This window comes from Brumimicrobium sp., assembly GCF_048268645.1.
Taxonomy (GTDB): domain Bacteria; phylum Bacteroidota; class Bacteroidia; order Flavobacteriales_D; family Crocinitomicaceae; genus Brumimicrobium; species Brumimicrobium ulvae.
On sequence record NZ_JBLWVE010000008.1, the window covers coordinates 39541 to 64691 of the forward strand.

Below are 25151 nucleotides of genomic sequence, written 5' to 3' on the forward strand. Positions count from 1 at the left end.
ATGTCTCGTAGTTTATATTTATTAGTTTCATTTTTAGTTGGGTCAGTCTACGCACTGGGTCAGCAAACAGTTTGTCTTGGTAACGATGCATCTGCATGTGTTGGAGATCCAATAACTATTGAAACATGTGGTAGTGGAGGAGGAATTAACTCTTCTATCTTTACATTATCGAATCCAGCTTCATATAATTTAGGTGATGATGATTTTACAGGAGTGATTAACCTTGGGTTTAACTTTAGGTTTTATGGAGCTGTGTACAATCAAATAATAGTAAGTGATAACGGTACAATTTCATTTAATGTTGCTCAAGCAGGTGGTTATGCATCATGGTCTGTAACAAATATACCGACAACTACCGCAACAATGCAGAATTCCATTATGTCTGTTTGGCAAGATTTATACCAACCTCAAGGAGGGAATATTTACTTTGAAGTAATTGGTGCTGCCCCTAATCGTATAGCGGTTGTATTTTGGGATGGACTTTCTATGTTTAGTTCTTCTTGTCATGCGCCTAATTTATGTTTTACAGGAGCAGTTTTACTCTACGAAGGAACTGACGTAATTGAAACGCACATTTCAAATAAAACAACTTGTATGGCTTGGGGAAGTGGTAGAGCAACACATGGTCTGAACAAAAACGGATCAATTGCTCATCCTGTACCAGGAAGAAATAATCAAGTTTTTGATTTGCAAAATGATGGGTATAGATTTACTCCAACAGGACCCGATAATTATACTTTAACACCCATTCCATTCGCTATTGTAACTACAGCAAATAACAACAATATCGTTTGGCACAATACCAATGGAGATTCTTATCCATATAATAATGGAGAATTGAACACAACAGCTCAAACAGGTGAAGTGGGATATTTTATCGCAAGTTCTACTTGTGGTACAGGAGTAGGAGCCGTTTCTGATACTACATTCATTACAGGATTAACTTCAAGCGTGACGGCTTCAGCTCAAGACGATGTGTGTTCTGCGGGAATGGGAAGTGTTACTGCAACACCGACTTCAGGAGTGTCTCCTTATACCTATGATTGGCCTGGTTTAGGGGCGACAACACAAACGGTTAATAATGTTTCTGCTGGAACATATACTGTAAATATGACTGATGGAAATGGATGTGTTTCTTCGACCAATGTTACGGTTGGAGATACCCCTGCAAATTATGATTCTAGTGTAACACCAGTTTCTTGTCCGGGTGGATCTGATGGAACGGCAACAGCTGCAATGGTTCCTGAAATTGGAAATGTAACTTATCAATGGAATGATGCAAATAACCAAACAACCGCAACTGCTACAGGTTTGCCAGCAGGTACATACGAGTGTGTGATTACTTCTGATATTGGTTGTTCAAACACTGTTGTTGTGGCAATCTCAGAAATCCCAGCGATGCAACTTAATGTTGTAAATCAAGTTGATGTAACTTGTAACAGTGGGAATGATGGAATTGTAACTGTTGAAATTACTGATGGAACTGCGCCTTACACCTATAGTTGGACAGGTTCTAATTCAACTTCAGCAACAGCAGATGATTTGGCTGTTGGTACTACAACATTGACTGTAACAGATGATAATGGATGTGTGATTACAGAAGACTTTGTAATCAACGAACCACCTGCTTTGTCTGTGGGGAGTATGTCACAAGACACCATTATTTGTATAGCAGACTCAGTGCGACTATTTGCAAATGGAGCAGGAGGAAGTAGTGCTTATTTTTACGAATGGACATTAAATGGTCAGGTAGTTGGAAATGGAAGTGAGGTTTATGTTACGCCAACAGCGAGTTCAACAGAATATTGTGTAACAATTACTGAGCAGTGTGGTTCGCCAGCTGCTACAGGATGTGTGAAAGTTGATTACCCTGCTGAAGTAGACCCAACTCTTTCTCCTGATAAAACAGGTGAATGTTTCCCAATCGAGGTGAACTTTGATAATACAACCAACACCACTGAAACAATCAGTTATACTGTTTGGAGTTATAGTGATGGAGAGCAAGATACTGTTCCAGGAAGTAATTCAGCTACTCATGAATTTGGTGTAGGGGTATATGATGTGGAAATGGAAGTGGTAACCAACAGAGGATGTCGTTACTTTAAAAGCTATCCTAATTTAATTGAAGGATATCCTTTCCCAGAACCGAATTTTTATGTGAATCCAAATCCAGCTTCAATTTTCGAACCTACTGTGGATGCATTTAGTCAATCAAGTAATGATATCGTTTCATACGAATGGATTGCTGAAGGAGCGGAGCCTAGTTATTCTTCGCTTCAAAATCCAACCTTTACTTATCCGGCTGAAATAGAAAACCATCCTTTAATTCTTGTGGTAGAAAATGCCTATGGATGCTCTGATACACTGCAAAAATTAGTGCGAATTCAAAATGAAGTTTTACTCTTTGCACCAAACTCATTTACTCCTGATGCCAATGGATTCAATGATAAATGGAGAGTTCACATTTCTGGTGTAGATGTCTACAATTTCCACCTTGAAGTTTTTAACCGTTGGGGGGAAAAAGTTTTTGAATCTTTTGATCCAGAAGGTTATTGGGACGGAACATATGGAGATAACATTGTTCGAGATGGTTCGTACATATGGACTATTACAGCATTGGATTATGAAAATGATAATAAATATGAATTTAAAGGTGTGGTTAACGTTCTTAAGTAAATAAGAAAACACCAAGTGAATTTTATTAAAGGCTACATTGAATTGTAGCCTTTTTTTTATGCGTATTTCTAAGCTTTAGATTTATCTAAACTAATATTTTATATTTGCTGTTTAAACTTAAAGTTGCTATGAATCATTTAACACAAAGTGAAGAGAATTATATCAAAGCCATATACTATCTTGAAAAAACGCTTAATAAGCCTGTTGGTACAAATGATTTAGCAAATAGAATGGAAACAAAAGCGAGTTCCGTTACTGATATGGTAAGGCGTTTAGCTGAAAAATCCTTGATACAATACGAAAAATACAAAGGCTGTGAATTGACGGAAGAAGGAAAAAAAGCGGCCTTAAAAACAATTCGTAAACACCGTCTTTGGGAAACTTTTCTTGTAGAAAAACTTAGTTTTGGTTGGGATGAGGTGCATGAAATTGCTGAACAATTAGAACATATTCAATCTGTAAAGTTGACCAATCGTTTGGATGAATTTCTAGACTTCCCCAAATTTGACCCGCATGGCGACCCTATTCCAGATCAGAATGGAGAAATCATACATCGTGAAGAAACTGTTAAACTGATTGATTTAAAGATCAATAAACCTGCGGAAATAACAGGAGTGGCTGATAGTTCTGCTTCATTTTTGAAATATTTAGATAAGCATGGAATCGAGCTAGGAATGGCTATCCAAGTTAAAGATAGATTCGAATTTGACCATTCGACAGAGGTTTTGCTAAACGATAAACTGCTAAACTTGTCGGCAGAAGCGTCTTCGAAAATTATTGTTCAAATAAAATAAAACCTAATCATAACAGAATGGAATTTCCAAATATAGAACTTGTAGGATTAAATGATGAAGTTCTTACGCTGTCAGCATTAATTCAAAAAAAGCGATTGAATTTGGTGCTTTTTTACAATACCAATTGCCTTGGGTGTACAGGAAGAGCAATTCCATTGGCCTATAAACTTCAACAAGCGTATAGTTTTATTAACTTGATTGTGATCCATTCTAATTTTCGACCAACACCTTTTTCGAGTGAAGAGGTGCTTTCTGTTTTTACGGAACAAAAAAGTCCTTTCAATATTTACCGTGAAGATAAACATGAATTATATGATTACTTCAATTGCGAAGGAACTCCTCATTGGGTAATGATAGACGGACATGGTGAGATTCAGCACTCCTTTTTCGGATCGCAAGAAGGAGCACAAATGAAACTAGAATATGCCCTCCAAGAGGTAGCACAACAGTTTTCCTAAGTATTCTGTTTACAACTTTTAATATCATTTGTGTTATAAGCTCAGTTAAATCGCTATTTTTGATGCATTAATTTTAATTCTTGTACTATAGAATTAAGTAGCGTTAAACATACATGAGAAAATTGTTAATGATTATCGTTGTGGTAATTATGGGGAATGCTTTGACTGCCCAATCAGTGAAAGACACCATAGATACGCCAAACGGAAAGATGTTGATTTACGAAAATCGTACATGGGAATATCTTGAAGATCTAGAATTTGACGGAGTCTTGAATGATGTTGTTCATGAATACTTTGAAAATGACTCTACATTGAATTATGAATGGCCTTGGGATAGTGATAGATGCTATTCTTCAAACCGATCAAATGATTTATCATTACTCAACGATACACTTTGGCTATGTGTGACGGATTCTTCTTATTCAGACTTCGTTATGCCTTTTGATGGTGTTGTAACTTCACGATATGGATATCGTAGAGGACGCTATCACAATGGAATTGATATCAACTTGAATACTGGAGATACAGTTGTTGCCGCATTTGATGGAAAAGTTAGGTATTCAAAATACAATAAATCTGGATTCGGTAACCTTGTAGTAATTCGTCACTATAATGGACTAGAAACTTTTTACGCTCACCTTTCAGAATTAATTGTTGTTCCAAATCAGTGGGTTAAAGCTGGAGATCCAATTGGTTTGGGTGGAAATACGGGGCGTTCTTATGGGGCACACCTTCATTTTGAAACACGCTTTTATGATGCGCCTTTGAATCCTGAAGAAATTATTGATTTCAAAAACAAGAAAATTAGAGACCAAAACTTATTTGTTCATAGAGGATTGTTTAGACCAGGAGCTGCTCCTAGTCATTCCTCTGAATTTGCCAGTTCTGCAGGTGTTGCAGCCCCCGTTTATTACCGGGTAAGAAGTGGAGATACTTTAGGGCACATTGCTAGACGAAACAGAACCACAGTTGGACAGTTGTGTCGATTGAATAACATTAAGCCTACAACAACCCTTAGAATAGGACGATCGCTACGTGTAAAATAATTTCTAGTTGGGACTAATCTAATTGGTTTTCTCCGCTCATTTGATTATTTTAATCAAATGAATAAAAGAAAGCTAAAGATTGTAATTGCTATTGATGGTGGTGGAATTAGAGGTGTTTTTCCTTTGATGATTTTAAACCATATTAATACCTTAATTCGAGCGAATAAAATAGCTGACAATATTAATAAATGTGTTGATTTTATAGCAGGAACATCTACAGGAGCAATCATTTCCGCGGGATTAATCGTTAAAGAAAACAATAAATATATTTATTCTCTCGAAGAATTGTTGGGGCTATACCAGGTTCGAGGCCCTCAGTTATTTAATCTTGCAAATCCAAAGCATGAAAAGTCGGAAGGATTAAGGTTGGTCCTGAAAAGGAAGTTTAAAGGGATACAATTATCAGATCTAGACCTTAAGTTTGCCTTTGTTAGTTATGACATTGTAAACAGTCAACCTTTTGTTTTTGGTTCAAATAAAATAGATTTATCAGAGATCTCCTTAAGTACAGCTTTGGCTGCATGCAGTGCGATACCGGGTTATTTTCCTTCAGTTCATTTAAATGGTTATGAATTGATCGATGGCATAATGACAGCGAAGAACCCTGCAGAGATCGCTTATGAAGAAGCAAGAAGCTACTTTCCTGATGAGCCTATTTTGCTCCTTAGTTTTGGAACAGGAAAGTTAGAAGGAGAAATGTTTGATGATATGGAAGAAGAAGTAGAAAGGGTAGATGCTTCATTAAAGCAGAAGTCTAGAAAGGAGGATGATTTATTCTATTATCGTTTTCAGCCTGAAATTATCCATGCAGACCCCAAAATGGACAATGCTACCCCAGATAATATTGCGGCATTGATTCAAGATGGAACAAGCTACATTCAAAACAATAAAGCGTTATTCGAACAGTTAATTCAAGATTGGAAAATCAAGGAATAAAAAAACCTCAACATTGCTGTCGAGGTTTTAAATACATTAACCTGTAGAAGTTAATATTTGATCCGTTGAGATTGTTTACGAGAATCAACTTCTTTAGTTTCAAAATTATTCAACTATTTTTCAAATAGAGCAATTGCTTCGATATGACTCGTATGTGGGAACTGGTCTACTAAACTTACTTTCTTTGTTTTATAACCATATTCCTCTAAGGTTTTAATGTCTCTAGCTTGAGTCGCTGGATTACAAGAAATGTACACTATTCTTTCTGCTCCTAGTTGAATTACTTTGAGTAAAGTTTTTGGGGCAATACCTGCTCTTGGTGGGTCCAATACTATTGTATCAATCTTACCTTCATAATCCGGATACGCTTTTAAAAACTTACCGACATCGGCAGCATAAAATTCTACCCCTTCGATATTGTTTCTCTTGGCGTTACGTTGGGCATCTGCAATGGCTTCTTCCACAATATCAACACCTATGATCTTCGTGTCTTGAGTACGTTGGGTCAAGAGTTGTCCAATGGTTCCTGTACCACAAAACAAATCCATAACGACTTTATTGTTTAAAGAACGTTTGCCTTCGAAAACATAATCTAAAGCTTTGTTATAAAGTTGTTCTGCACTTTTTGGGTTGGTCTGAAAGAAGCTCTCCATGCTGATTTCAAAAAACAATCCGTTGAGTTCCTCAATGACATGGTCTTTTCCAAATACCAAGGTGCAATCACCGTTTTCTATCTTTGCTCTATCGGCAACGTTATCGTTAATGGTGTGTTGAAATCCTGCAATTCGATCTCCCATTTTTTCTTGTAGAAAATCACCAACAGCTTGTAGGTCAAATTCTTTTAGCCCTTCAGAGGACGTTACTAAATTAATCAGCAACTTATCTTCATGAAACGATTTACGAACAACGATATGCCTGAAAAAACCCTCTTTCTTTGGTGGGTGCCATGCAGGTAATCCTGTTTTATAAAGGAATGCTCTAAATTCTTTAAGGAAGGTTTCCCATTGTTCGTCAAATAATCCGGAAGCCTTGTTTAAACTTTCCACTTTCCACCATGTTCCCCTGTGTTTAAAACCTAAAGCGAATGCGTCATCTATCTCTTCATCGGTATGAATATCATGCTCAATACTAGAGAATGAATACTCCATTTTATTGCGGTAATGGAAGTGTTCTGGAGATGGAATAAACGCATCAAAAAGATCCTCGATATTTTGCAGATTTCCAAGTCTACGATAAACTTCTAAAGTTACTTTTTGTTTTAATTCCTCTTGCAATTTAGGGGGTACATGAATATACGGTGCTCCGCTTATTTCTTGATAAGGAGATTCAACTTCCTGCGGAGATCTTTCCAAAACTTTCAATAAGCTACATTCAGCATGCTTTTTTCTTTTTTTGACAATTCTAGCCAATACTTTTTGACCAGGGAAAGCATTTTGAACAAAAAGAACGAAGGCTCCATTTTCATCATGGAGACGAGCTATTCCTTTTCCACCAAAAGCCATGTCTTCAATAACAAGCTCTATTGTTTGACCACGTTTAATCAATGGGAATGAGTTTTAAGGTAAATATTTTAAAAAGAAAGAGGCGGATTACATTAAGCCCCTAATAATTCCTTTTTCGCTACTTTTCACGAAATCAACAACCATTTTCTTTAAATCACTGTCTGGTAACTCCTCAGCTAAAGATTGAAGTCCGTTAGAAATATTACTGTTTTGAACAAATAATATCCTGTAAATATCTTCAATGGTTTTGATGTCGCTTTCAGTAAAGTTTCTTCTGCGTAAGCCAACAGCGTTAATTCCAGCATAACTTAATGGTTCGCGAGCAGCACGTACAAATGGTGGTACGTTCTTACGGATCAGACTTGCTCCAGCAATAAATGAATGTGCACCAATGTGCACGAATTGTTGTGCAGCAGCTTTTCCTTCAATAATGGCATAATCATCTATGGTCACATGCCCAGATAACCCAACATAGTTGGCTAAAATTACGTTGTTTCCAAGGATGCAATCATGGGCCACATGAACATAACCCATGAGTAAGCAGTTGTCTCCAACTGCAGTTTTCATTTTGTCAGTTGTTCCACGGTGAATCGTAACACATTCTCGAATAGTGGTATTGTTTCCTATTTCAACAGTGGTATATTCTCCTCCAAATTTTAAGTCTTGAGGAACTGCACCAATCACAGCGCCCGGGTAAATTTTGCAATTGTTTCCAATTCTAGTTCCAGGGTAAATGGTTACGTTAGGACCAATGTGACAACCGTCTCCAATTACAACATCTTCGTAAATAGATGTGAATGCCTCAACTGTAACATGGTCACCAATTTTAGCGTTAGACGATACAGAAGCAAGATTACTGATCATTTTCTACTTTATCTTTAATTACTTGTGCTAACATTTCAGCTTCTACAGCTAATTTTCCGTTAATATAGCCTTTTCCAGCCATATTTACTAGACCTCTACGGATAGGAGAGATTAATTTAAGTTCAAATACAACAGTATCACCTGGAACCACTTTCTGTTTAAACTTTACATTGTCAATTTTCATGAAATAAGTCGAGTAGAGGTGTGGTTCATCCACTTTGCTTAACGCAAAGATTCCTCCACACTGAGCCATCGCTTCAATTTGTAGGACTCCAGGGAAAATTGGATTTCCAGGAAAATGACCTGTAAATTGAGGCTCATTCATGGTGATGTTTTTTACTCCAACAATCGTATCTTCTGTAATTTCCATCACTTTATCCACTAATAAGAATGGATAACGATGAGGCAACATTTTTTCAATGTCGTTTATGGTATATAAAGGCTCCTTTGTTAAATCAAATTTACGAGGTCCATTTTTTTGTTTCTTGATCTGTTCTTTTAAAACTTTAGCAAATCGTGTATTTCCTGAGTGACCAGGACGTGCCGCTAAAATATGTGCTTTAATAGGTTTTCCAACAAGCGCTAAATCTCCAACAATGTCAAGTAATTTATGACGGGCAGGTTCGTTTTGGAACTTCATTTCATAATTGTTCAGGGTTCCAATTCCTTTGTATTCAACTTGTAATTTGTCTTTTCCTAAAATTTCAGCAAGATGATCTAGCTCTTCTTGAGTTACATCATCACGTTCAACCAAGATGATGGCGTTGTCGATGTCACCTCCTTTGATTAAACCATTTTTGGCCAAAAACTCTAGTTCACGCAAGAACACAAAAGTCTTACAAGAAGAGATTTGGTCTTTAAATTCATCAATTTTATAAATCGTGGCGTGTTGCGTTCCTAAAACAGGAGAGTTGTAATCTACCATCACTGTTAAACGGTAAACACTATCAGGAACAGCTAAAAATTCAATCCCTTTGTCAACGTCTTCCCATGGAATAACTTCATCCAGTTCTAAATAGTCCCTTTCAGCTTTTTGTTCCTCATACCCAACCAATTCGATGGCATCAACAAAAGGTCGAGAACTCCCATCCATAATCGGAATCTCTGGACCTGAAATTTTGATTAAAGCATTATCGACTTGCATCCCGTAAAGCGCCGCTAAAACGTGTTCAGTTGTATATACTTTGACTCCATTTTTCTCCAATGTAGTCCCTCTCTCTGTAGAAACAACTAAATCCGCATCAGCTTCAATAATAGGTTCTCCTTCTATGTCGGTACGTTGAAATTTATATCCGTGATTCTCTGGTGCCGGACACAATTCAATGGTCACTTTTTCACCTGTGTGTAATCCTATTCCAAGTAGCTTAACAGCGCTTTTTAATGTTCTTTGATATTCAACCATAGCTTAATAATAAACCGATTAACGGTAAGTTTATTTAAGTTTTTCTTCGATTTCTTGTAAACGTTTTAAAATTGAGGGTAATCTTCTAAATCCAACATATGACCTTTTAAAATCATCGATCGGAATTCCAGGAGAGCCCATTAAGGTGGTGTCTGATTTTTTAACGCTTCCAGGTATCCCGGATTGCGCAACAATCTGTGTACGGTCAGCAATTTTGATGTGACCACTAATTCCTACTTGTCCACCCACAAGTACATTTTGTCCTATTTTAGTAGAACCTGCTACACCTGCTTGAGCAGCCATGGCAGAGTTAATTCCGATTTCAACATTGTGAGCAACTTGAACAAGATTATCTATTTTTACCCCACGTCGTAAAATAGTAGAACCCAGTGTTGCTCTATCAATTGTTGCGTTTGCTCCAATATCAACATGGTCCTCTAAAATTACGTTTCCTATTTGCGGAACTTTTTGGAATTCCCCTTTTTCATTTGGTGCAAATCCAAAACCATCAGATCCAATGACAGCTCCCGCATGAATTAAACATGATTTTCCAATTACACAATCATGATAAACAGAGGCGTTAGGATGAATCGTTGTATGATCTCCAACGCTTACGTTATCACCTATGAAGGTATTGGGGTATATTTTTACGTGGTCTCCAATTACTGCGTTTTCTCCAATGTAAGCATTGGCACCGATGTATACTTCATCTCCAATCTTTGCTGAATCAGAAATAAAAGCGTTCTTTTCAATCTTTGGTGTTTTTTGACGCATTTGGTCATAAACCTCAAGTAATTTCGCGAAACAACTGTAAGGATCATCAACCTTGACTAGTGTTAAGGTAGCAGGAAGTGGTTTTGAAGGTTCAAAAGTTTTAGCAACTATAGCTATTGAAGCATTGGTACTGTAAATATGTGATTCATATTTAGTGTTTGCTAAAAAAGTAAGGGTGTTGGGTTGACCTTCTTCAATCTTTGAAAGCCCTGAAACCTTTACTTGTTCATTTCCTTGAACCTCACCTTCTAAGATGCCTGCGATTTGCTCTGCTGAAAATTCCATTCTTCAAAAATATAAAAAGAGTTTATTCAAACCCCTTTGTTTTACTTTATTTTTCCACAAATCTACCTTTATAATTACAGATTCGGAGAAGGATAGCATAAAAAGTATTTTTCTACCGGCTCAGAAAGTGCGTGAATGTTCAAATTGTCAGCCGCCTGACTTACATCTTTCACACTTCCATCTTTCATCAATAGATTAATGTTTTCGCGCTGTTCATTGTAGGCATTGTTCCTTAATATAGCCGTACTTACAAAAAAGCCGGCTTCGTTTTGGTCTAAATCAAAATGGGCTTTAACCAAGTCAATTTCATATTGAATACGTTCCTTAGAAAAAGGTGTGGTTGAAATTTCTATCTTAAAAAGTTTTCTATTGATCAATTGTGTGGCCAATAATGATAAAACTTTATCCGTATCAAATTGCCATACTTTTACTGCTCCCATGATGTCAAAATCATCTAAAAGCGCAAATTGGTTAAGTAAGGTTGGATCTTTTTCGAAGTCAATGAGTTCAATGTCTTTTTCTAAAAAGAGTTTAAACGGTGGACTGGCGAAAAGTTCCTTTCCAGATTGTACAAGCATTTTTGCACGACGTAATAAAAAAGTGAGCATCACCTCAGAAGAAACCACGGTCTTGTGCATATAAACTTGCCAGTACATTAATCTTCGGGCCACCAAAAATTTTTCAATTGAATACACTCCTTTTTGTTCCACCACCAATTGGTTGTCGGCAACATCGAGCATTGCAATAATGCGGTCACTTCCTATTACTCCTTCAGAAACCCCAGTGTAAAAACTGTCTCTGTTCAGATAGTCCATGCGGTCCATATCCAATTGACTCGAAACAAGTTGATGGAGGAAAGGCTTATCATGTTTATCTTCAAAGATAGCAATAGCCATGTCCAACTTACCTTCAAACTCTTCGGATAATCGCTTCATAAACAACAAAGAAATCTCTTCGTGACTTACATTTTTAACAATGTCGCGCTCTAAAGTGTGGCTGAATGGACCATGACCTATATCGTGCAATAGAATAGCGATCAAAACTGCGGTTTCTTCTTCTTCCGTTATTTCAATTCCTTTATACCGTAAAACATGAATAGCTTTGGTCATTAGGTGAGTTGCACCAATTGCATGATGAAAGCGAGTGTGTAAGGCACCAGGGTAGACCAAGTGTGACATCCCCAACTGCTTGATTCTTCTCAATCGTTGGTAGAAAGGGTGTTCTATTAAATCGAAAATTATATCCTTTGGTAGGGAAATAAAACCGTACACAGGGTCGTTAATAATTTTCTTCTTGTTATTTATGTTGAGGTTTGGACGCAAATCTTTACTTTTATAATATCATGTAAAATTAAAAATAATCAGACAATGCAGGTGAAAATTCTTTGGGCAGATGATGAAATCGATTTATTAAAGCCACATATTTTATTCTTAAATCAAAAAGGTTACGAGGTTGAAGCCGTTCATAGCGGGAGTGAAGCCATTGAAAAATGTGAGACTACAGCTTATGATATTGTGTTTTTGGATGAAAATATGCCAGGAATTTCAGGATTAGATGCTTTAACTAGAATTAAGGAGCTACGGCCACTTGTTCCAGTTGTAATGATTACTAAAAGTGAGGAAGAAAGCATTATGGAAGAGGCAATTGGTGGTAAAATTGCTGATTATTTAATTAAACCTGTTAATCCAAATCAGATCTTGTTGAGTCTGAAAAAGACTTTAGACCAAAGTAAACTGGTTTCTGAAAAGTTAAATACAAATTATCAACGAGAATTTCGACAAATCGGAATGGATCTCGGAGACCGTTTATCTGCAGAAGAGTGGAAGAGCATGTATAAAAAACTTGTGAATTGGGACCTTGAGTTTTCAAATATGGAAGATCAAGGAATGCAAGAGGTTTTTGATATGCAGTTGAAAGAAGCCAATTCGGCATTTACAAAATTTATTGAAGAAAATTATCTGGATTGGGTGAATGGAGTAGAGGAGTCACCACAAATGTTACATACTTTATTTAAAGATAGAGTAGCAACCCATTTGAAAGCGCCTGTTTATTTAATTGTTATCGATAATTTGCGCTATGACCAATATCAAGTCTTGCGTCCCATGCTGAGTAAGTACTTTACTTTGGAACAAGAAGATATTGTGTTTTCCATTTTACCCACAGCAACGCAATATGCAAGAAATGCATTTTTTGCGGGATTGATGCCTAGCGAAATTAAGAAGAAATACCCTAAACTTTGGGTGGCTGAAGACGAAGAGGGCAGTAAAAACAACAATGAGGAAGAGTTGTTGCAAAAACAGTTAGACCGTCTTGGGTTCAAAGGAAAGTTAGGGTATAGAAAAATTACTAACCTAGAATCTGGTAAAAAGCTTGCCGAAAACATGAGTCAGTTGAAGAACAATGATCTCAATGTAATTGTCTACAATTTTGTTGACATGTTATCGCACGCACGTACCGATATGAAGGTTATTAGAGAATTGGCAGATGATGAAGCAGCATACCGATCATTAACAGCAAGTTGGTTTGAGCACTCACCGCTTCAGGAAATCATGAAAGAAATAGCCAAAACAGAGGCAAAGGTGGTTTTAACAACCGATCATGGAACTGTTAAGGTGAATAATGCCATAAAAATTGTTGGACCAAGGGAGACCAATACAAACTTGAGGTATAAAATTGGGAAGAATTTAAACTATAAAGAAAAGGATGTTTTTGAGGTGAAAAACCCTGATGATGCTTACCTACCAAAAGACAATATTTCAGATGTTTACGTTTTTAGTCGCAACAATGATTTTTTTGTTTACCCCAATAATTATAATCATTTCGCAAAGCATTATATGGATACCTTCCAACACGGTGGTATTTCTTTAGAGGAAATATTAATCCCCTACGCAGAAATGAAAGGAAAGATTTAAGCAGGAATAAAAGCTGAGTTTCAAAAAGTGAGTATATTCGTAACGCCAAAAAACAGAATGAGTAGATGAACTATCATGCACATACAGAGGAAGATTTGATTTTTATCAGCAAGGATTTTCTTAATTTATTTGATGAACACCGTGTTTTTGCTTTTAAAGGAGAAATGGGAGCGGGAAAAACGACTTTTATTTCCTATCTTGCTAAAGCAATGGGCATTGTAGATGCAGTTAGTTCGCCAACTTATGGCTATGTCAATGAGTATGAAAGCCCATATTATGAAACGGTTTATCATTTCGATTTGTACAGAGTTGAAAGTGAAGACGAAGCCTATGACATTGGAATTGAGGAGTATATTTACGGTGAATCCATTGTTTTTATTGAATGGGCAGAAAATATTGCGAACCTTTTGCCAGAAGATTGCGTATGGGTAAACATAACAAAAGATGATCAAGAAGGTCGTGTGATTGAAGTAGATATATGAAGACAGATCCAGAGATTATAAAAAGCCTTATGAAGGAAGGTCGATTGCTTCCTCAAGAGGAAATGTTGGAGATTGCCAGAAAAAAAGGGAGTCTAAAAATAGGAATTCCACGTGAAAATTCTTTTCAAGAAAGGCGCGTTGCTTTAGTTCCAGAAGCAGTTTCGTTATTGGTGGCCAATGGTCACGAAATTAAAATTGAAACGAAAGCTGGGGAGAATGCAAACTTTTCAGATCGCGCCTATTCAGAAGCTGGTGCTGAAATCGTTTACGATAGGAAAGATATATTTCAATGTGATATCGTTTTTAAAGTAGCACCACCTATTGAAGAAGAGGTGGAAATGATGCGGATGGGTTTAACTTTAATCTCAGCACTTCAAATCAATATGCAACCGAAGCAAATTTTGCAGAAAATGATGCAAAAGAAAATTACAGCCATTGCTTGGGATTACATGCGTGACGAAGAGGGACATTTTCCCGTGGTCAGAGCGATGGGAGAAATTGCAGGAAATACCTCCGTTTTAATTGCCGCTGAATTACTGAATGCCTTTAAAAATGGTAAAGGGGTAATGCTAGGGGGAATCGCTGGAGTTCAACCTACTGAGGTGGTGATATTAGGCGCTGGTACAGTAGGTGAATTCGCTACTCGATCAGCTTTAGGTTTAGGATGTTCAGTTAAAATGTTTGATAACTCCCTGGCGAAATTGAGAAGATTGCAGACTTCGGTAGGTCATCGTATTTACACCTCAATTATTCAACCTAAGGTGTTAAGTAAAGCATTAATGCGTGCTGATATTGTGATTGGTGCGGTAAGGTCTCCTTTTGGTAAAACACCTTGCATTGTTTCTGAAGAAATGGTGAGTAACATGAAGACAGGGGCCATCATTATCGATGTGAGTATCGACCAAGGAGGGTGTTTTGAAACTTCTGAATTGACGAATCATGAATCACCAACATTTGATAAATATGGCGTAACACATTATTGTGTTCCCAATATCGCTTCGCGTGTTTCTCGAACTGCTTCTTTTGCGATCTCAAATATCTTTGCTCCTGTTCTTATCAAGATGGGAGAAAAAGGAGGAGATAAAGAGTTAATCAAAAGAGATCACGGGTTTAGGAGTGGTGTGTATATGTATAAAGGAACCTTAACAAGTGAAGTGCTGGGAAAAGTATTCGATTTGAATTACAAAGAAATTGAACTTTTATTGATGGGGATGTAAGTTTCCTCCTATTTTTGCATTTAAATAAAAGGAATTATGCAAGGCGTTTGGAAAAGGTTCAGGTATTATTTAATCGGATTTCTAATTGGGACAATCTTTGTCAGCATTTTATTTAAAGATCGTGGATGCTCGTGGACACCTACCAACAGAGTGAAAAACGCTATTCAAGATAAAATAATTGTTTTTCCAGAAGATCAAATTCCTGCCCTGAATAAGCTGGGCCTAAATAAAGACAATATTTATAGGTTTTTGGTAAAAGGGAGTGTTGATTTTTCAAACAGCTTAAAGGATCAAAATTTTTATCCTAAAGTGTACATCATTGAAGAAAACGACTCTATTGATAAACGGTTACAGTTCTCTTTGTATGAAGATAGTTATATCTCAGTTGTACATGTTTTAGATCAAGGTGAAGCTCCTAAACGTTACGAACATTTGGAAGGCTTTGGAGATATGGTGCGTTTACCAAAAGATTCTTCTTTGGTCTTTGTTGATAAATCAAATTACACTCAATGCAAGGCAAGAGGACTAGCTTCTGCTGATCCTCAAGACATTACTAATGCAATGAAAGCAACAGGGAAAGTCAACTTTACGAAAAGTGATTTAATGTTGACCAAAGCTGTTCAATACATTCATTTTACACAAAATGATACGATTGATGTTGAGGCGAAAACAATTTGGTTTGAATCTCGAATTACTTTTAAAGATTTCTTTTGGGATGAAAAGCTACCGTGTGAAACAGAATAAACAAAGGTCTTATTCTTCTTTCATAACTGGATTTTTCACACCAGCTTCGACTTTAATTTCAATGTGGTTCTCCTCCGGCGTAATGGGGCAAGAATAACGATGAGAGTAAACACAGTAGGGATTGTACGCCGTGTTGAAGTCTACTTTAACAGTTTTCATATCATCTGTAATTTCCAAGTCTAAATAACGTCCACCGCCATAGGTTTTTTCAGGTGCATTTCCATCTTTAAATGGAATAAATACATAATCCTTGTATTTTGGAAGGGTGAAACCAACACTTTTGTATACAGCAAGTTTGAATTTCTCACCATTGCGCTTGAAGTGCAGATAACCAATACGTCGGTATTCAGGTTTTCTTGTCGTTGTAGTTGGCATTTCAAATACCTTCCCTTTTTTCTTTTTGAATTTTGCGGTGAGGATCCAACTACGGTCTATCTCGAAGTATGAAAGAGATTCTATTATGGATTGCTCTTCTGGATTAATGATTGAATCTGTATGTAGCAACTTTTGATTGAATTCATCCCTTACGTTTTGGAGGGAATCCATATAATTGTCTTGTGCATTTAGGGTGGAATACGAAATCAATAAGGTAAGTCCAACATTCAATAATCGCCTGAAATTTGTTTTCATAAGTGTAGTGTTAAATTTTAAAAAAAAGGGCTAATTTCTTTCGCCAAAAATGGTACTTCCAATTCTCACCATGTTGCTTCCTTCTTCGATAGCAATTTCGTAATCACCACTCATTCCCATAGAAACAACTGTGAAGTTTTCATTGAATTTAAAGTAGTGACTTTTAAAAATTTGAAAATAATTGTTCAAAGTTCTGAATTCATCCTGAATTTGCTCTTTATTGTCTGTGAATGTAGCCATCCCCATAACTCCACGGATGTTGATGTTTTCCAAAAGTGAGAAATTATCATCTTCTAACATTTCCTTGGCTTCATCAAAATTAAATCCAGCTTTACTGTCTTCTTGAGCAATATGAAACTGAATTAGTACATCGATAATTCGGCCTTCGTTTTTAGCTCTTTTATTGATTTCTTTCAAGAGTTTGTAGTTGTGAACGCCGTGAATTAAAGTTACAAATGGGGCAATGTACTTTACTTTGTTTGATTGTAAATGGCCGATCATATGCCATTCAATATCCTTGGGAAGGGCTTTGTATTTATCGGTCAGTTCCTGCACTCTGTTTTCCCCAAATATACGTTGACCAGTTTCGTATGCTTCCATAATGGCCTCATTTGGCTTCGTTTTAGAAACAGCCACTAGGGTTACATCTGAAGGAAGGTTAGCTTTTACTTTTAATAAATTCTCTGAAATCATTCGTCTATTTTATAAATGGTTAAGCCACTGCGCATTTTCGGTTCTATCCATGTAGATTTTGGTGGCATAATTGCGTTTTCATTAGCAACTGCTTTTAGTTGCTCCATGGTCACTGGATAAAGTAAGAATCCTACTTGATTAACACCGGAGTTTACAGAATGTTCAATGGCCAAAATGCCGTCTTCGCCACTTTGAAAAGAAATGTTTTCATCAGTCGTTAAATCGTGAATTCCTAAAATAGGAGATAAGATGTAACGGGTCAATATTTCAGCATCAATACTACTTACAGCATCGAGCTTTGTGTGCTTGTTGATTTTAAGACGCAGTCGGTACCAGCTCCTGTCAACAAACATATGAATGTCATGTAATTGCTCTGGTGGAGTAGGTCGTTGAAGCTCAGTTACTTCAAATTGTTCTTCTACTAAAGTGAGTAATTCTGATTTTGTATGTCCATTAAGTGATTTACAAAGTCGATTAAAAGGCATGATATTCAAACGTTCTTCATCGATAAAGAAACTTAAGAAAGCATTGTAGTTTTTTGTGCTGTCATAATCTCCTCGCCCCGCAATAGCATCATGTAAACGTACTGAAGAGGCAGACCTGTGATGTCCGTCGGCTATGTAACAGGTGTCTATTTCTGTATAAGCTTTTTGAATTCCTTTTACTTCTTCTTTGTTGGCAATCCACACTTCGTGAGTTGTTTCATCTGTTGTCGTGAATTCATATTCTGGACGTTTTTTTACGATTTCTGCCAAAATAAGGTCAAGTGCCTCACTTTTTTCATGACTCAACAATACTGGTTCAGCATTGAATCCGACAACGTCAAGGTAGTTGGTAAACATAGCTTCTCGTGAAGCTAATGTAGCTTCATGTTTCTTTATTTTATTGTCTTTGTATTCTTGAACACTAGCTCCACCAATAACTCCAAGATAAGAATGATTTGGCGTCGATTGCCTGTAAATATACAAAGCCTCCTCACTGTCTTGAATCAGAATTCCTCTTTCTTTGAACTCTTCATATTTATCTTTTACTTTCAAAAACCGTTCAACAGAATTGGGAGCGGTTCTTGTGTCGTCATTCTCAAAGAATTCAGGGTGAATGATGTGGATAAAAGAATAAGGATTAGACTCAAGCTTGGCCTCGAGAATAGTATGTTTATACGTGGCTACAGCTCGAGATGCTACTAAGTGCGCTTTGCTTCGAACAGGACGTATAGCTTTAAAAGCTTTGATTTTTGTCATAGTTTAAACATTTCTAAATTGCATATCTAGCAAGTTGAACAAAGATATAAATATGTTTCAAATGCTAAGGTATTATTCATTTTGCAGGATGATTTTATCGCTATTTTAATGGAAAAAGTATTCTTTTTATAATGGAGTGCTTGAAAATCTTATTTAAGCTGTAACTTTGCAGCATGAAGACAAAAACGCTGAAGAAAAACAAAGTGAATGTTGTCACTTTAGGATGTTCAAAGAATATTTTTGACTCAGAAGTGCTTATGGCACAATTGAAAGCCAATAAATTTGAAGTAGAACACGAAGCAAAACACGATGATTCTGAAATTGTCATTATCAATACATGTGGATTTATCGACAACGCAAAACAAGAATCAATTGATACGATTTTACGTTATGCACAAGCTAAAAAAGAAGGGCAAGTAGATAAAGTATACGTTACAGGATGTTTATCACAACGATATAAAGACGATTTAGAAAAAGAAATACCTGAAGTTGATGCTTATTTTGGGACACGTGAGTTACCACGTATGCTAAAAACATTAAAAGCAGATTATAAACATGAATTGGTTGGAGAGCGTTTACTGACAACTCCATCACATTATGCTTATTTTAAGATTGCAGAAGGATGTGATCGACCGTGTTCATTCTGTGCTATTCCCATTATGCGTGGTGGACATAAGTCTACTCCGATTGAAGATTTAGTAAAACAAGCTGAAGGCTTAGCAGCAAAAGGTGTGAAGGAATTGATGTTGATTGCACAAGACCTTACTTATTACGGTTTAGACTTGTACAAGAAGCGTGCATTGTCTGAGTTAATTGACCGTTTATCAGATGTTGAAGGCATCGAATGGATCAGATTACATTATGCATTCCCTACAGGATTCCCAATGGATGTGTTAGACGTAATGAAAAACAAAAGCAACGTTTGTAATTATCTAGACATGCCTTTGCAACATGGTTCGACACGTATGTTGAAAGCGATGAGACGTGGAACAACTCGTGAAAAAACAGAACAGTTGATTACTGATATTCGTAATAAAGTTCCAGAAATAGCTATTCGTACAACATTGATTGCAGGATACCCTGGAGAAACGGAAGCTGACTTCCAAGAAATGTATGACTGGGTTGAACGATCTAGATTCGAACGTTTAGGAATCTTTACTTATTCACATGAGGAAAATACGCATGCTTATAATTTCGAAGATGATGTTCCTGCGGCTTTAAAGCGCGAACGTGCTGATGCAATTATGGAATTACAATCAGGAATTAGTTATGATTTGAATCAACGCCACATTGGTCAAGTAAGAAAAGTTTTGTTCGATAGAGCAGAAGGTGATTACTTTATTGGTAGAACTGAATATGACTCTCCAGAAGTAGATAATGAAGTATTGATTAAAGCAGCTGATAATTATGTCCGTATCGGTGATTTTGCTCCGATTTTGATCACTTCAGCAGATCATTACGATTTGTACGGAAAGTTAGCAGATTAGATAAAAGAAAACGAGTGAATAAAAAAAAATGGACTATTTATTAGTCCATTTTTTTATTCCTTTATCTATATACTCAGAGACTAAATCTGTGACGTAAGCTTTGTTTTTGATATAAAAACTATCCACAACAGACTTTACAATCAATTTCCATTGTGCTGTTTTCTTCATTTCAGGTTTACTGATGAAACTACTGCTTACTTGTTCGTATAGAAAGTCAACAGACATACTGATTAGATATTTCTTCAAATCGAATTCGCCCTCGTAATTTTGAGGTACATGTTTCTCTAGCTTGTCTTCGAAAAAGCTAAACAGATTTTCTGGATTTAAAGCTGCTTTTAAGTTATATTCTATCTTAACTTTTGACAGCTCTATTTCTTGAGTTAACCGCTTTTCCTTTATTAATAATTCTTTATAGTGGTTTTTTTTACTCATCGTTCTTTGTCATTAGTCTGGTGAAGAAATTCAGTAAATAATCGGTGATATTCCTGTTGAATAGACGCATTAGTAAAAGTGTGACTAGTGGTATTGCTCCAACAATCACAAAGCCTAATGCAATTGATCCCAACAGCTCTCCTATAAAAAAAGCCAAGGCAAAGCCAAAAAAAGTAAAGCTCATTATTATTAATATGACTGTAAGTAGTCCATAGCTCGCTCCAGTAGCAACCTGAGCTGATTTTTTTGCACTTTTAACTTTAAATAATTCAAGATAAGAAGAGGCTAATTTTTTAACCTCTTCAATGCTTTTTTGGGTTGGATTGTCTTCCTTCATATTTCTTTGTGGTTGTCCTTAAGGTTTATTTTAATTAAGATTTTGCTTTAGCCTTCTTAAGTAGTTCTTCACCCTTGTCAGATATTGCGTCTTTTGCGTCCCCCAACTTATCTGCAATCTTTTCTCTTGTCTCTTTTCCACTTGCTGGCGCTAATAATAATGCTACTCCAGCTCCTACTACTGCACCTGCTAAAGCTGCAGCAATTATTTTTGATGTATCTCCCATTTTTTTGTTTTTTATTGATTTATAACAATATAACAGTTTAATAAGGTCCATCAAAATTATGAATCATAAAAAAACTAAAATAAAAAAGAGACCATCCTTGCGAATGATCTCTTTCTGTAAATTAAATGTTATCGTAAAATTACTTTCTGATAATCAATTTGTTTGTTTTAACAACTTCACCGTTTGCGTTACGTACAGTATAAATGTAAACACCATTATTTAAGTGGTTAACATTAACTTTTTCAGTACCGCTGATTGAAGTGTTTACAACTTCTTGTCCAGTAACAGAGTTAATCGTAACTGTTCCATTTTCTAAACCATCAACTTTGAAGTTAACAAAGTTCGTTGCTGGGTTAGGGTAAACTTTGATGTCTTTTGTATTGATAGTAAGTGACGTAGTTGCACCAATTGTAAAAGAACCGATGTTGTTAGCGAATGTAGCTTGCTCTTCTGTTTCTCCATTAGCTCCCCAGATATCTACAGCAACAATAATATTGTCACCAACATTAAAACCTGCTACGGTAAGGTCTAGTTCTATTCCACCTAGCATTGCAGGAGTAAATGTACCACCACTATTTAAAGATGTCGCAACCGGCAATGTTTGACCAGTAAGAGGTACAATGTTAACTTGGTCTTGTAATTGTCCAACCATTGAATACTGCTCTTGTGTAGTCGCATTGTACAAGTAGAGAACTATAGTATCATTTTCAATTAAATCATCTCCTAAGTTACTAACTTCAAAATCAAGGTTTTGATTAGTCGTTTGAGGAACAGTAGATGCATCAACAGGATCTGTTAATGTTAATGATAAGTCTAGAGAACGTTGTGCTGAAACTGCACCAGCAAATAAAGTTGCTAAGGTTAATAAGTAAATTTTTTTCATAGATTTTTATTTTTTAGTTCACCCAAATATAATAGAATATTTAGAATTGACTGTTTTTATGCTTGTTAAATATTTTATCGGTATTTATTCGTTATAGTCGGTTTTCAATTGGATAGGCATTTGGGTTTTATAACCTACAATCATCTACTTCTTTTAATTTGATTTGTTGAATGACCTCCAAGCTATAGTAGTTAAACTCTTGCGCAACCTTTCCGCGCAATTGATAAATACCTCGACCGCGAAATGGATAGGCTTTAACACTTGGTGGAAAATGAACAGTGTCAAAAACTTCTCCGTTGTAATCTTGAAAGGTGCCGAAATTCATAAGGTCTCCACGTTTTGTACGGGTGGTTTTGATGGCTACTAAATAACCGTATACTGTGATGTGTTGGCCTGTGTGTTTTTCTAAGTCATTGACTGATATGTAGTTTTTAATTGGCGAGGATAATAACTCGAATGGATTATTCAAAGGAAAGCCTAGTAAGTCGAGCTCTTCAAAGGATTGCTCTAATTCATCTACTTGTAGCTGAGGTAACTTATATTGTTTCGTTTCCTGTTGAAATAAAACTTCTTGATGCTTTATAACTTTTGATTTTTTATAAAACAGATGTGCTTGCCATTTCAAAGCTTGTTTGTCATGTGAAATTTCACGAAATGCGTTAATGCGAATCAATAAAAGCAAATTCTCTAGGGTGGGATGTAGCATTCTTAGGTACTGATCCAAAGAGTTGAATTTACCATTTTCTTTTCTATAATTGAGTAAACGAACGATTTCTTTGTTGTCAATTCCCATAATAAGTTGAAAGCCTAAATAAATTGTCTTTCCTTTGATGATTGTTTCCCACTTGCTGTTTTGAATACACGGAGGTTCAATTTTAGCACCTAATCTTCGTGCTTCATGAATGTAAAATTCGGTGGTGTAATAACCGCCAAAATTATTGATTGTAGCAACCATATACTCTAAAGGGAAATAGGCTTTTAAATACAAACTTTGGAAACTTTCTACAGCATAAGATGCAGAATGTCCCTTGGAGAATGCATAGCCAGCAAAGCTTTCGATTTGTTTCCATATGGTTTGAGTGAGTTCGTCTGCATATCCCTTTTCTTTACAGTTAGAAAAGAATTGCTCTTGAATGGCATCGAATTCTCCTCGCGAACGGTATTTCCCCGACATTCCTCTACGTAAGATGTCTGCTTCATCTAAACTTAATCCTGCAAAATGATGGGCCACTTTGATTACGTCTTCTTGGTAAACCATAATTCCATAGGTTTCTGGCATTATGGATAGCAATAGTGGATGTCCAAGCTTTCTGCGTTCTTGATCTTTGTGACGCAAAATATACTCTTTCATCATTCCTGAACTGGAAACTCCCGGACGAATAATAGAACTCGCAGCAACCAAGTCTAAATAAGTTGTTGTGTTGAGTTTTTTCATTAACATACGCATTGCTGGAGATTCAACATAAAAACAACCCATGGCTTCTCCGTTTTGTAACAAGGATTGAATTTTCTTGTCTTTTTTGAAGAAGGTGATGTCGTGAATGTCGTGGATTGCTTTTTCGGGTTGATTATATGCAATAATATCTAAGCTTTCGCGAATTTTACTCAATCCACGCTGACTCAAAATATCGAATTTATATAAACCTACATCTTCAGCTTCAAGCATAGAGAATTGAACGGTTGGAAATCCTTTTGGCGGAAGAAAGGTCGCACTCAACCAAGAAGTTGGCTTTTCACTGATGATGACTCCTCCTGCATGTATGCTCAAATGGGAGGGAAGTCCTTCGATGTACTTTCCATATTTTAAAACCAGCTGACTCATGTGGTCTAACTCATGAAGTTGATATTTGCCCTTGGCTAATTTGTCAATTTCTGTTTTTGGAAGTCCCAATACTTTCCCTAATTCACGAATACAGCTTCTAAATTTATAAGTGTTATAGGTGCAAATCAGTGCGGTGTTAGGAAAACGATTGAAAATGTACCGCAAAACATCGTCGCGTTCTCTCCATGAAAAATCAATGTCAAAATCGGGCGGGTTTTTTCGGTAAAGATTGATAAAACGTTCAAAATAAAGGTCTAACTCTAAAGGGTCAACATCTGTTATTCCCAATAAATAAGCGACGATACTGTTGGCACCACTGCCTCGGCCAACATGGAAGTATCCTTGTGATTTAGCATAATGAATAATGTCCCAAGTGACTAAAAAGTAAGCCATATATCCTTTTTGTTCAATGACTTCAATTTCTCTTTCTATGCGGTCAGTAATTGCTTTGGCGGTATCATTTTTGGTTGAAAAATCGGCCCAAGGATAACGTTTGCTACGTCCTTTCAAACAAAGCGATTGAATTAATGCTTTATCTTCCTCCATTGTTCCCGTATATGTGCGAATGTTTTGTGGCTCCGCATCATCGTTAAACCCAAAATGAATTTGACATTGAGATAATAACTCAAATGTTTGATTCAAGATGAAATTGGCTTTAGAAAACAATGCTTGGAGTTCTTTATAGGAATAGAATTGTTCTGTACTTGGAGCTTGTTCTTTTTCTGAAAGCTGTGAAAGTAAAATGTTTTTATCAATAGAACGCAATAAACGGTGGGTGTTGAATTCTCTCTTCGTTTGGAAGGTCATGAGTTGAATTGCCAACCATTTTTCCTTCGGAACATCTTTAATGAAGGGAAGCTTGTTGAGTTCATGAGCTTGAATACCTATGAATTCATTGTCGCGTAAGGTCTTTGGTTTGTTCTTCAAAGGATAGATGATTTTGCAATTGGCTAAATAAGGCGCAGCTTTTGGAAAGTTTAAACTTTCATGTAAGTGTTGGGTCAGGAAAGCATTGAGTTCATGAAAACCCCTGTTGTTTTCGGCAATGATGAGGTAACAGTGTTTAACTCCATTGCGAATGTCTACTCCTGCAACGATTGGGAACGCGATTGATTGCGCATATTTTAGACTGCTCAATATTGCTGTTGTGGAATTGATGTCGCTTACCGCCAAACTTGGGAATCCACAGTCCTTTGCCCACTGAATGGTTTTTTCAGGAGATTTCATGCCGTAGCCGATGCTGTATTTTGTGTGGATGAACATTTTCTTACTTTTATTTTAAATGTTTTTATACTTTTTGTGTGTCGA

General features: G+C 36.4%; 23 protein-coding genes. 10 read left to right on the plus strand and 13 right to left on the minus strand.

What is annotated here, in order from left to right:
- The 5 genes from ACN0U3_RS08120 (at position 1) to ACN0U3_RS08140 (ending at position 5910) form a co-directional block, all read left to right on the plus strand.
- A complete protein-coding gene (locus tag ACN0U3_RS08120) occupies positions 1-2676 on the plus strand; it encodes a gliding motility-associated C-terminal domain-containing protein (protein WP_417265808.1) in 2676 nt (891 codons plus the stop codon).
- 128 nt (positions 2677-2804) lie between these two features.
- Positions 2805-3470 (plus strand): metal-dependent transcriptional regulator, encoded by a 666-nt coding sequence (locus ACN0U3_RS08125; protein WP_299205857.1) that lies wholly within the window; start codon positions 2805-2807, stop codon positions 3468-3470.
- A 17-nt stretch (positions 3471-3487) separates the two neighbouring features.
- The gene (locus ACN0U3_RS08130) at positions 3488-3928 is read left to right on the plus strand and encodes a TlpA family protein disulfide reductase (RefSeq protein WP_417265809.1); all 441 of its coding nucleotides are present in this window, start codon (positions 3488-3490) and stop codon (positions 3926-3928) included.
- Between the two features lie 113 nt (positions 3929-4041).
- Positions 4042-4974, plus strand: a complete 933-nt coding sequence (locus ACN0U3_RS08135; protein WP_299205855.1) for a M23 family metallopeptidase — start codon at positions 4042-4044, stop codon at positions 4972-4974.
- 57 nt (positions 4975-5031) lie between these two features.
- The gene (locus ACN0U3_RS08140; protein ID WP_417265810.1) at positions 5032-5910 is read left to right on the plus strand and encodes a patatin-like phospholipase family protein; all 879 of its coding nucleotides are present in this window, start codon (positions 5032-5034) and stop codon (positions 5908-5910) included.
- A gap of 113 nt (positions 5911-6023) precedes the next feature.
- Here ACN0U3_RS08140 and rlmD read toward each other — a convergent pair whose 3' ends face one another.
- The 5 genes from rlmD to ACN0U3_RS08165 all read right to left on the minus strand — a co-directional run bounded on the left by rlmD (position 6024) and on the right by ACN0U3_RS08165 (position 12059).
- Positions 6024-7454, minus strand: coding sequence for a 23S rRNA (uracil(1939)-C(5))-methyltransferase RlmD (gene rlmD, locus ACN0U3_RS08145; protein WP_299205853.1), 1431 nt, complete (start codon positions 7452-7454; stop codon positions 6024-6026).
- Positions 7455-7499: 45 nt separating this feature from the next.
- A complete protein-coding gene (gene lpxA / locus ACN0U3_RS08150; protein ID WP_299205851.1) occupies positions 7500-8276 on the minus strand; it encodes an acyl-ACP--UDP-N-acetylglucosamine O-acyltransferase in 777 nt (258 codons plus the stop codon).
- Entirely contained in the window at positions 8266-9678 is a 1413-nt protein-coding gene (locus ACN0U3_RS08155) for a bifunctional UDP-3-O-[3-hydroxymyristoyl] N-acetylglucosamine deacetylase/3-hydroxyacyl-ACP dehydratase (RefSeq protein ID WP_299205850.1), read from the minus strand. Before ACN0U3_RS08155 ends, lpxA begins: the two co-directional genes overlap by 11 nt.
- A gap of 30 nt (positions 9679-9708) precedes the next feature.
- A complete protein-coding gene (gene lpxD, locus ACN0U3_RS08160) occupies positions 9709-10737 on the minus strand; it encodes a UDP-3-O-(3-hydroxymyristoyl)glucosamine N-acyltransferase (RefSeq protein ID WP_299205849.1) in 1029 nt (342 codons plus the stop codon).
- A 74-nt stretch (positions 10738-10811) separates the two neighbouring features.
- Positions 10812-12059, minus strand: a complete 1248-nt coding sequence (locus tag ACN0U3_RS08165) for an HD domain-containing protein (protein ID WP_417265811.1) — start codon at positions 12057-12059, stop codon at positions 10812-10814.
- A gap of 45 nt (positions 12060-12104) precedes the next feature.
- Between ACN0U3_RS08165 and ACN0U3_RS08170 the strand changes: the two genes are divergently transcribed.
- From ACN0U3_RS08170 to ACN0U3_RS08185, 4 genes are all read left to right on the plus strand, one after another.
- Positions 12105-13649: a PglZ domain-containing protein gene (locus ACN0U3_RS08170; RefSeq protein ID WP_417265812.1), complete on the plus strand. Its 1545-nt coding sequence runs from the start codon at positions 12105-12107 to the stop codon at positions 13647-13649.
- A 65-nt stretch (positions 13650-13714) separates the two neighbouring features.
- A complete protein-coding gene (gene tsaE / locus ACN0U3_RS08175) occupies positions 13715-14131 on the plus strand; it encodes a tRNA (adenosine(37)-N6)-threonylcarbamoyltransferase complex ATPase subunit type 1 TsaE (protein ID WP_299205844.1) in 417 nt (138 codons plus the stop codon).
- On the plus strand, positions 14128-15348 hold the full coding sequence (locus ACN0U3_RS08180) for an alanine dehydrogenase (protein WP_417265813.1): 1221 nt from the start codon (positions 14128-14130) through the stop codon (positions 15346-15348). Before tsaE ends, ACN0U3_RS08180 begins: the two co-directional genes overlap by 4 nt.
- Before the next feature lie 36 nt (positions 15349-15384).
- Positions 15385-16092 carry a hypothetical protein gene (locus ACN0U3_RS08185; RefSeq protein WP_417265814.1) on the plus strand — a complete coding sequence of 236 codons (708 nt, stop codon included), beginning with the start codon at positions 15385-15387 and terminating at the stop codon, positions 16090-16092.
- A gap of 9 nt (positions 16093-16101) precedes the next feature.
- On the opposite strand, the gene ACN0U3_RS08190 is transcribed toward ACN0U3_RS08185, so the two are convergent.
- From ACN0U3_RS08190 to ACN0U3_RS08200, 3 genes are read right to left on the minus strand one after another with little or no spacing between them, the layout of a single operon-like run.
- A complete protein-coding gene (locus ACN0U3_RS08190) occupies positions 16102-16722 on the minus strand; it encodes a DUF1684 domain-containing protein (RefSeq protein ID WP_417265815.1) in 621 nt (206 codons plus the stop codon).
- 30 nt (positions 16723-16752) lie between these two features.
- Entirely contained in the window at positions 16753-17415 is a 663-nt protein-coding gene (locus ACN0U3_RS08195; protein WP_417265816.1) for a YggS family pyridoxal phosphate-dependent enzyme, read from the minus strand.
- Entirely contained in the window at positions 17412-18656 is a 1245-nt protein-coding gene (locus ACN0U3_RS08200) for a DUF1015 domain-containing protein (protein WP_417265817.1), read from the minus strand. The genes ACN0U3_RS08195 and ACN0U3_RS08200 overlap by 4 nt, the downstream gene beginning before the upstream one ends.
- A gap of 173 nt (positions 18657-18829) precedes the next feature.
- Between ACN0U3_RS08200 and rimO the strand changes: the two genes are divergently transcribed.
- A complete protein-coding gene (gene rimO, locus ACN0U3_RS08205; RefSeq protein WP_417265818.1) occupies positions 18830-20143 on the plus strand; it encodes a 30S ribosomal protein S12 methylthiotransferase RimO in 1314 nt (437 codons plus the stop codon).
- A 33-nt stretch (positions 20144-20176) separates the two neighbouring features.
- Here the strand turns inward: rimO and ACN0U3_RS08210 are convergent, their stop codons facing one another.
- From ACN0U3_RS08210 to ACN0U3_RS08230, 5 genes are all read right to left on the minus strand, one after another.
- A complete protein-coding gene (locus ACN0U3_RS08210) occupies positions 20177-20575 on the minus strand; it encodes a hypothetical protein (RefSeq protein WP_417265819.1) in 399 nt (132 codons plus the stop codon).
- Positions 20568-20912, minus strand: a complete 345-nt coding sequence (locus ACN0U3_RS08215; RefSeq protein WP_417265820.1) for a phage holin family protein — start codon at positions 20910-20912, stop codon at positions 20568-20570. The genes ACN0U3_RS08210 and ACN0U3_RS08215 overlap by 8 nt, the downstream gene beginning before the upstream one ends.
- A 34-nt stretch (positions 20913-20946) precedes the next feature.
- Positions 20947-21138, minus strand: a complete 192-nt coding sequence (locus ACN0U3_RS08220; protein WP_299205831.1) for a YtxH domain-containing protein — start codon at positions 21136-21138, stop codon at positions 20947-20949.
- 139 nt (positions 21139-21277) lie between these two features.
- Positions 21278-22021, minus strand: a complete 744-nt coding sequence (locus ACN0U3_RS08225; protein ID WP_417265821.1) for a T9SS type A sorting domain-containing protein — start codon at positions 22019-22021, stop codon at positions 21278-21280.
- Between the two features lie 127 nt (positions 22022-22148).
- The gene (locus tag ACN0U3_RS08230) at positions 22149-25106 is read right to left on the minus strand and encodes a DNA polymerase III subunit alpha (protein WP_417265822.1); all 2958 of its coding nucleotides are present in this window, start codon (positions 25104-25106) and stop codon (positions 22149-22151) included.
- Between the last annotated feature and the right edge of the window lie 45 nt (positions 25107-25151).

Coding starts and splice junctions, on each gene's coding strand:
- ACN0U3_RS08230 (WP_417265822.1), bottom strand. CDS start 25,106: ATGTTCATCCACACAAAATACAGCATCGGCTACGGCATGAAATCTCCT.
- ACN0U3_RS08200 (WP_417265817.1), bottom strand. CDS start 18,656: ATGACAAAAATCAAAGCTTTTAAAGCTATACGTCCTGTTCGAAGCAAA.
- ACN0U3_RS08125 (WP_299205857.1), top strand. CDS start 2,805: ATGAATCATTTAACACAAAGTGAAGAGAATTATATCAAAGCCATATAC.
- ACN0U3_RS08130 (WP_417265809.1), top strand. CDS start 3,488: ATGGAATTTCCAAATATAGAACTTGTAGGATTAAATGATGAAGTTCTT.
- rimO (WP_417265818.1), top strand. CDS start 18,830: ATGAAGACAAAAACGCTGAAGAAAAACAAAGTGAATGTTGTCACTTTA.
- lpxA (WP_299205851.1), bottom strand. CDS start 8,276: ATGATCAGTAATCTTGCTTCTGTATCGTCTAACGCTAAAATTGGTGAC.
- ACN0U3_RS08195 (WP_417265816.1), bottom strand. CDS start 17,415: ATGATTTCAGAGAATTTATTAAAAGTAAAAGCTAACCTTCCTTCAGAT.
- ACN0U3_RS08180 (WP_417265813.1), top strand. CDS start 14,128: ATGAAGACAGATCCAGAGATTATAAAAAGCCTTATGAAGGAAGGTCGA.
- lpxD (WP_299205849.1), bottom strand. CDS start 10,737: ATGGAATTTTCAGCAGAGCAAATCGCAGGCATCTTAGAAGGTGAGGTT.
- ACN0U3_RS08170 (WP_417265812.1), top strand. CDS start 12,105: ATGCAGGTGAAAATTCTTTGGGCAGATGATGAAATCGATTTATTAAAG.
- tsaE (WP_299205844.1), top strand. CDS start 13,715: ATGAACTATCATGCACATACAGAGGAAGATTTGATTTTTATCAGCAAG.
- ACN0U3_RS08135 (WP_299205855.1), top strand. CDS start 4,042: ATGAGAAAATTGTTAATGATTATCGTTGTGGTAATTATGGGGAATGCT.
- ACN0U3_RS08225 (WP_417265821.1), bottom strand. CDS start 22,021: ATGAAAAAAATTTACTTATTAACCTTAGCAACTTTATTTGCTGGTGCA.
- ACN0U3_RS08155 (WP_299205850.1), bottom strand. CDS start 9,678: ATGGTTGAATATCAAAGAACATTAAAAAGCGCTGTTAAGCTACTTGGA.
- ACN0U3_RS08140 (WP_417265810.1), top strand. CDS start 5,032: ATGAATAAAAGAAAGCTAAAGATTGTAATTGCTATTGATGGTGGTGGA.
- ACN0U3_RS08120 (WP_417265808.1), top strand. CDS start 1: ATGTCTCGTAGTTTATATTTATTAGTTTCATTTTTAGTTGGGTCAGTC.
- ACN0U3_RS08190 (WP_417265815.1), bottom strand. CDS start 16,722: ATGAAAACAAATTTCAGGCGATTATTGAATGTTGGACTTACCTTATTG.
- ACN0U3_RS08215 (WP_417265820.1), bottom strand. CDS start 20,912: ATGAAGGAAGACAATCCAACCCAAAAAAGCATTGAAGAGGTTAAAAAA.
- ACN0U3_RS08210 (WP_417265819.1), bottom strand. CDS start 20,575: ATGAGTAAAAAAAACCACTATAAAGAATTATTAATAAAGGAAAAGCGG.
- ACN0U3_RS08220 (WP_299205831.1), bottom strand. CDS start 21,138: ATGGGAGATACATCAAAAATAATTGCTGCAGCTTTAGCAGGTGCAGTA.
- ACN0U3_RS08185 (WP_417265814.1), top strand. CDS start 15,385: ATGCAAGGCGTTTGGAAAAGGTTCAGGTATTATTTAATCGGATTTCTA.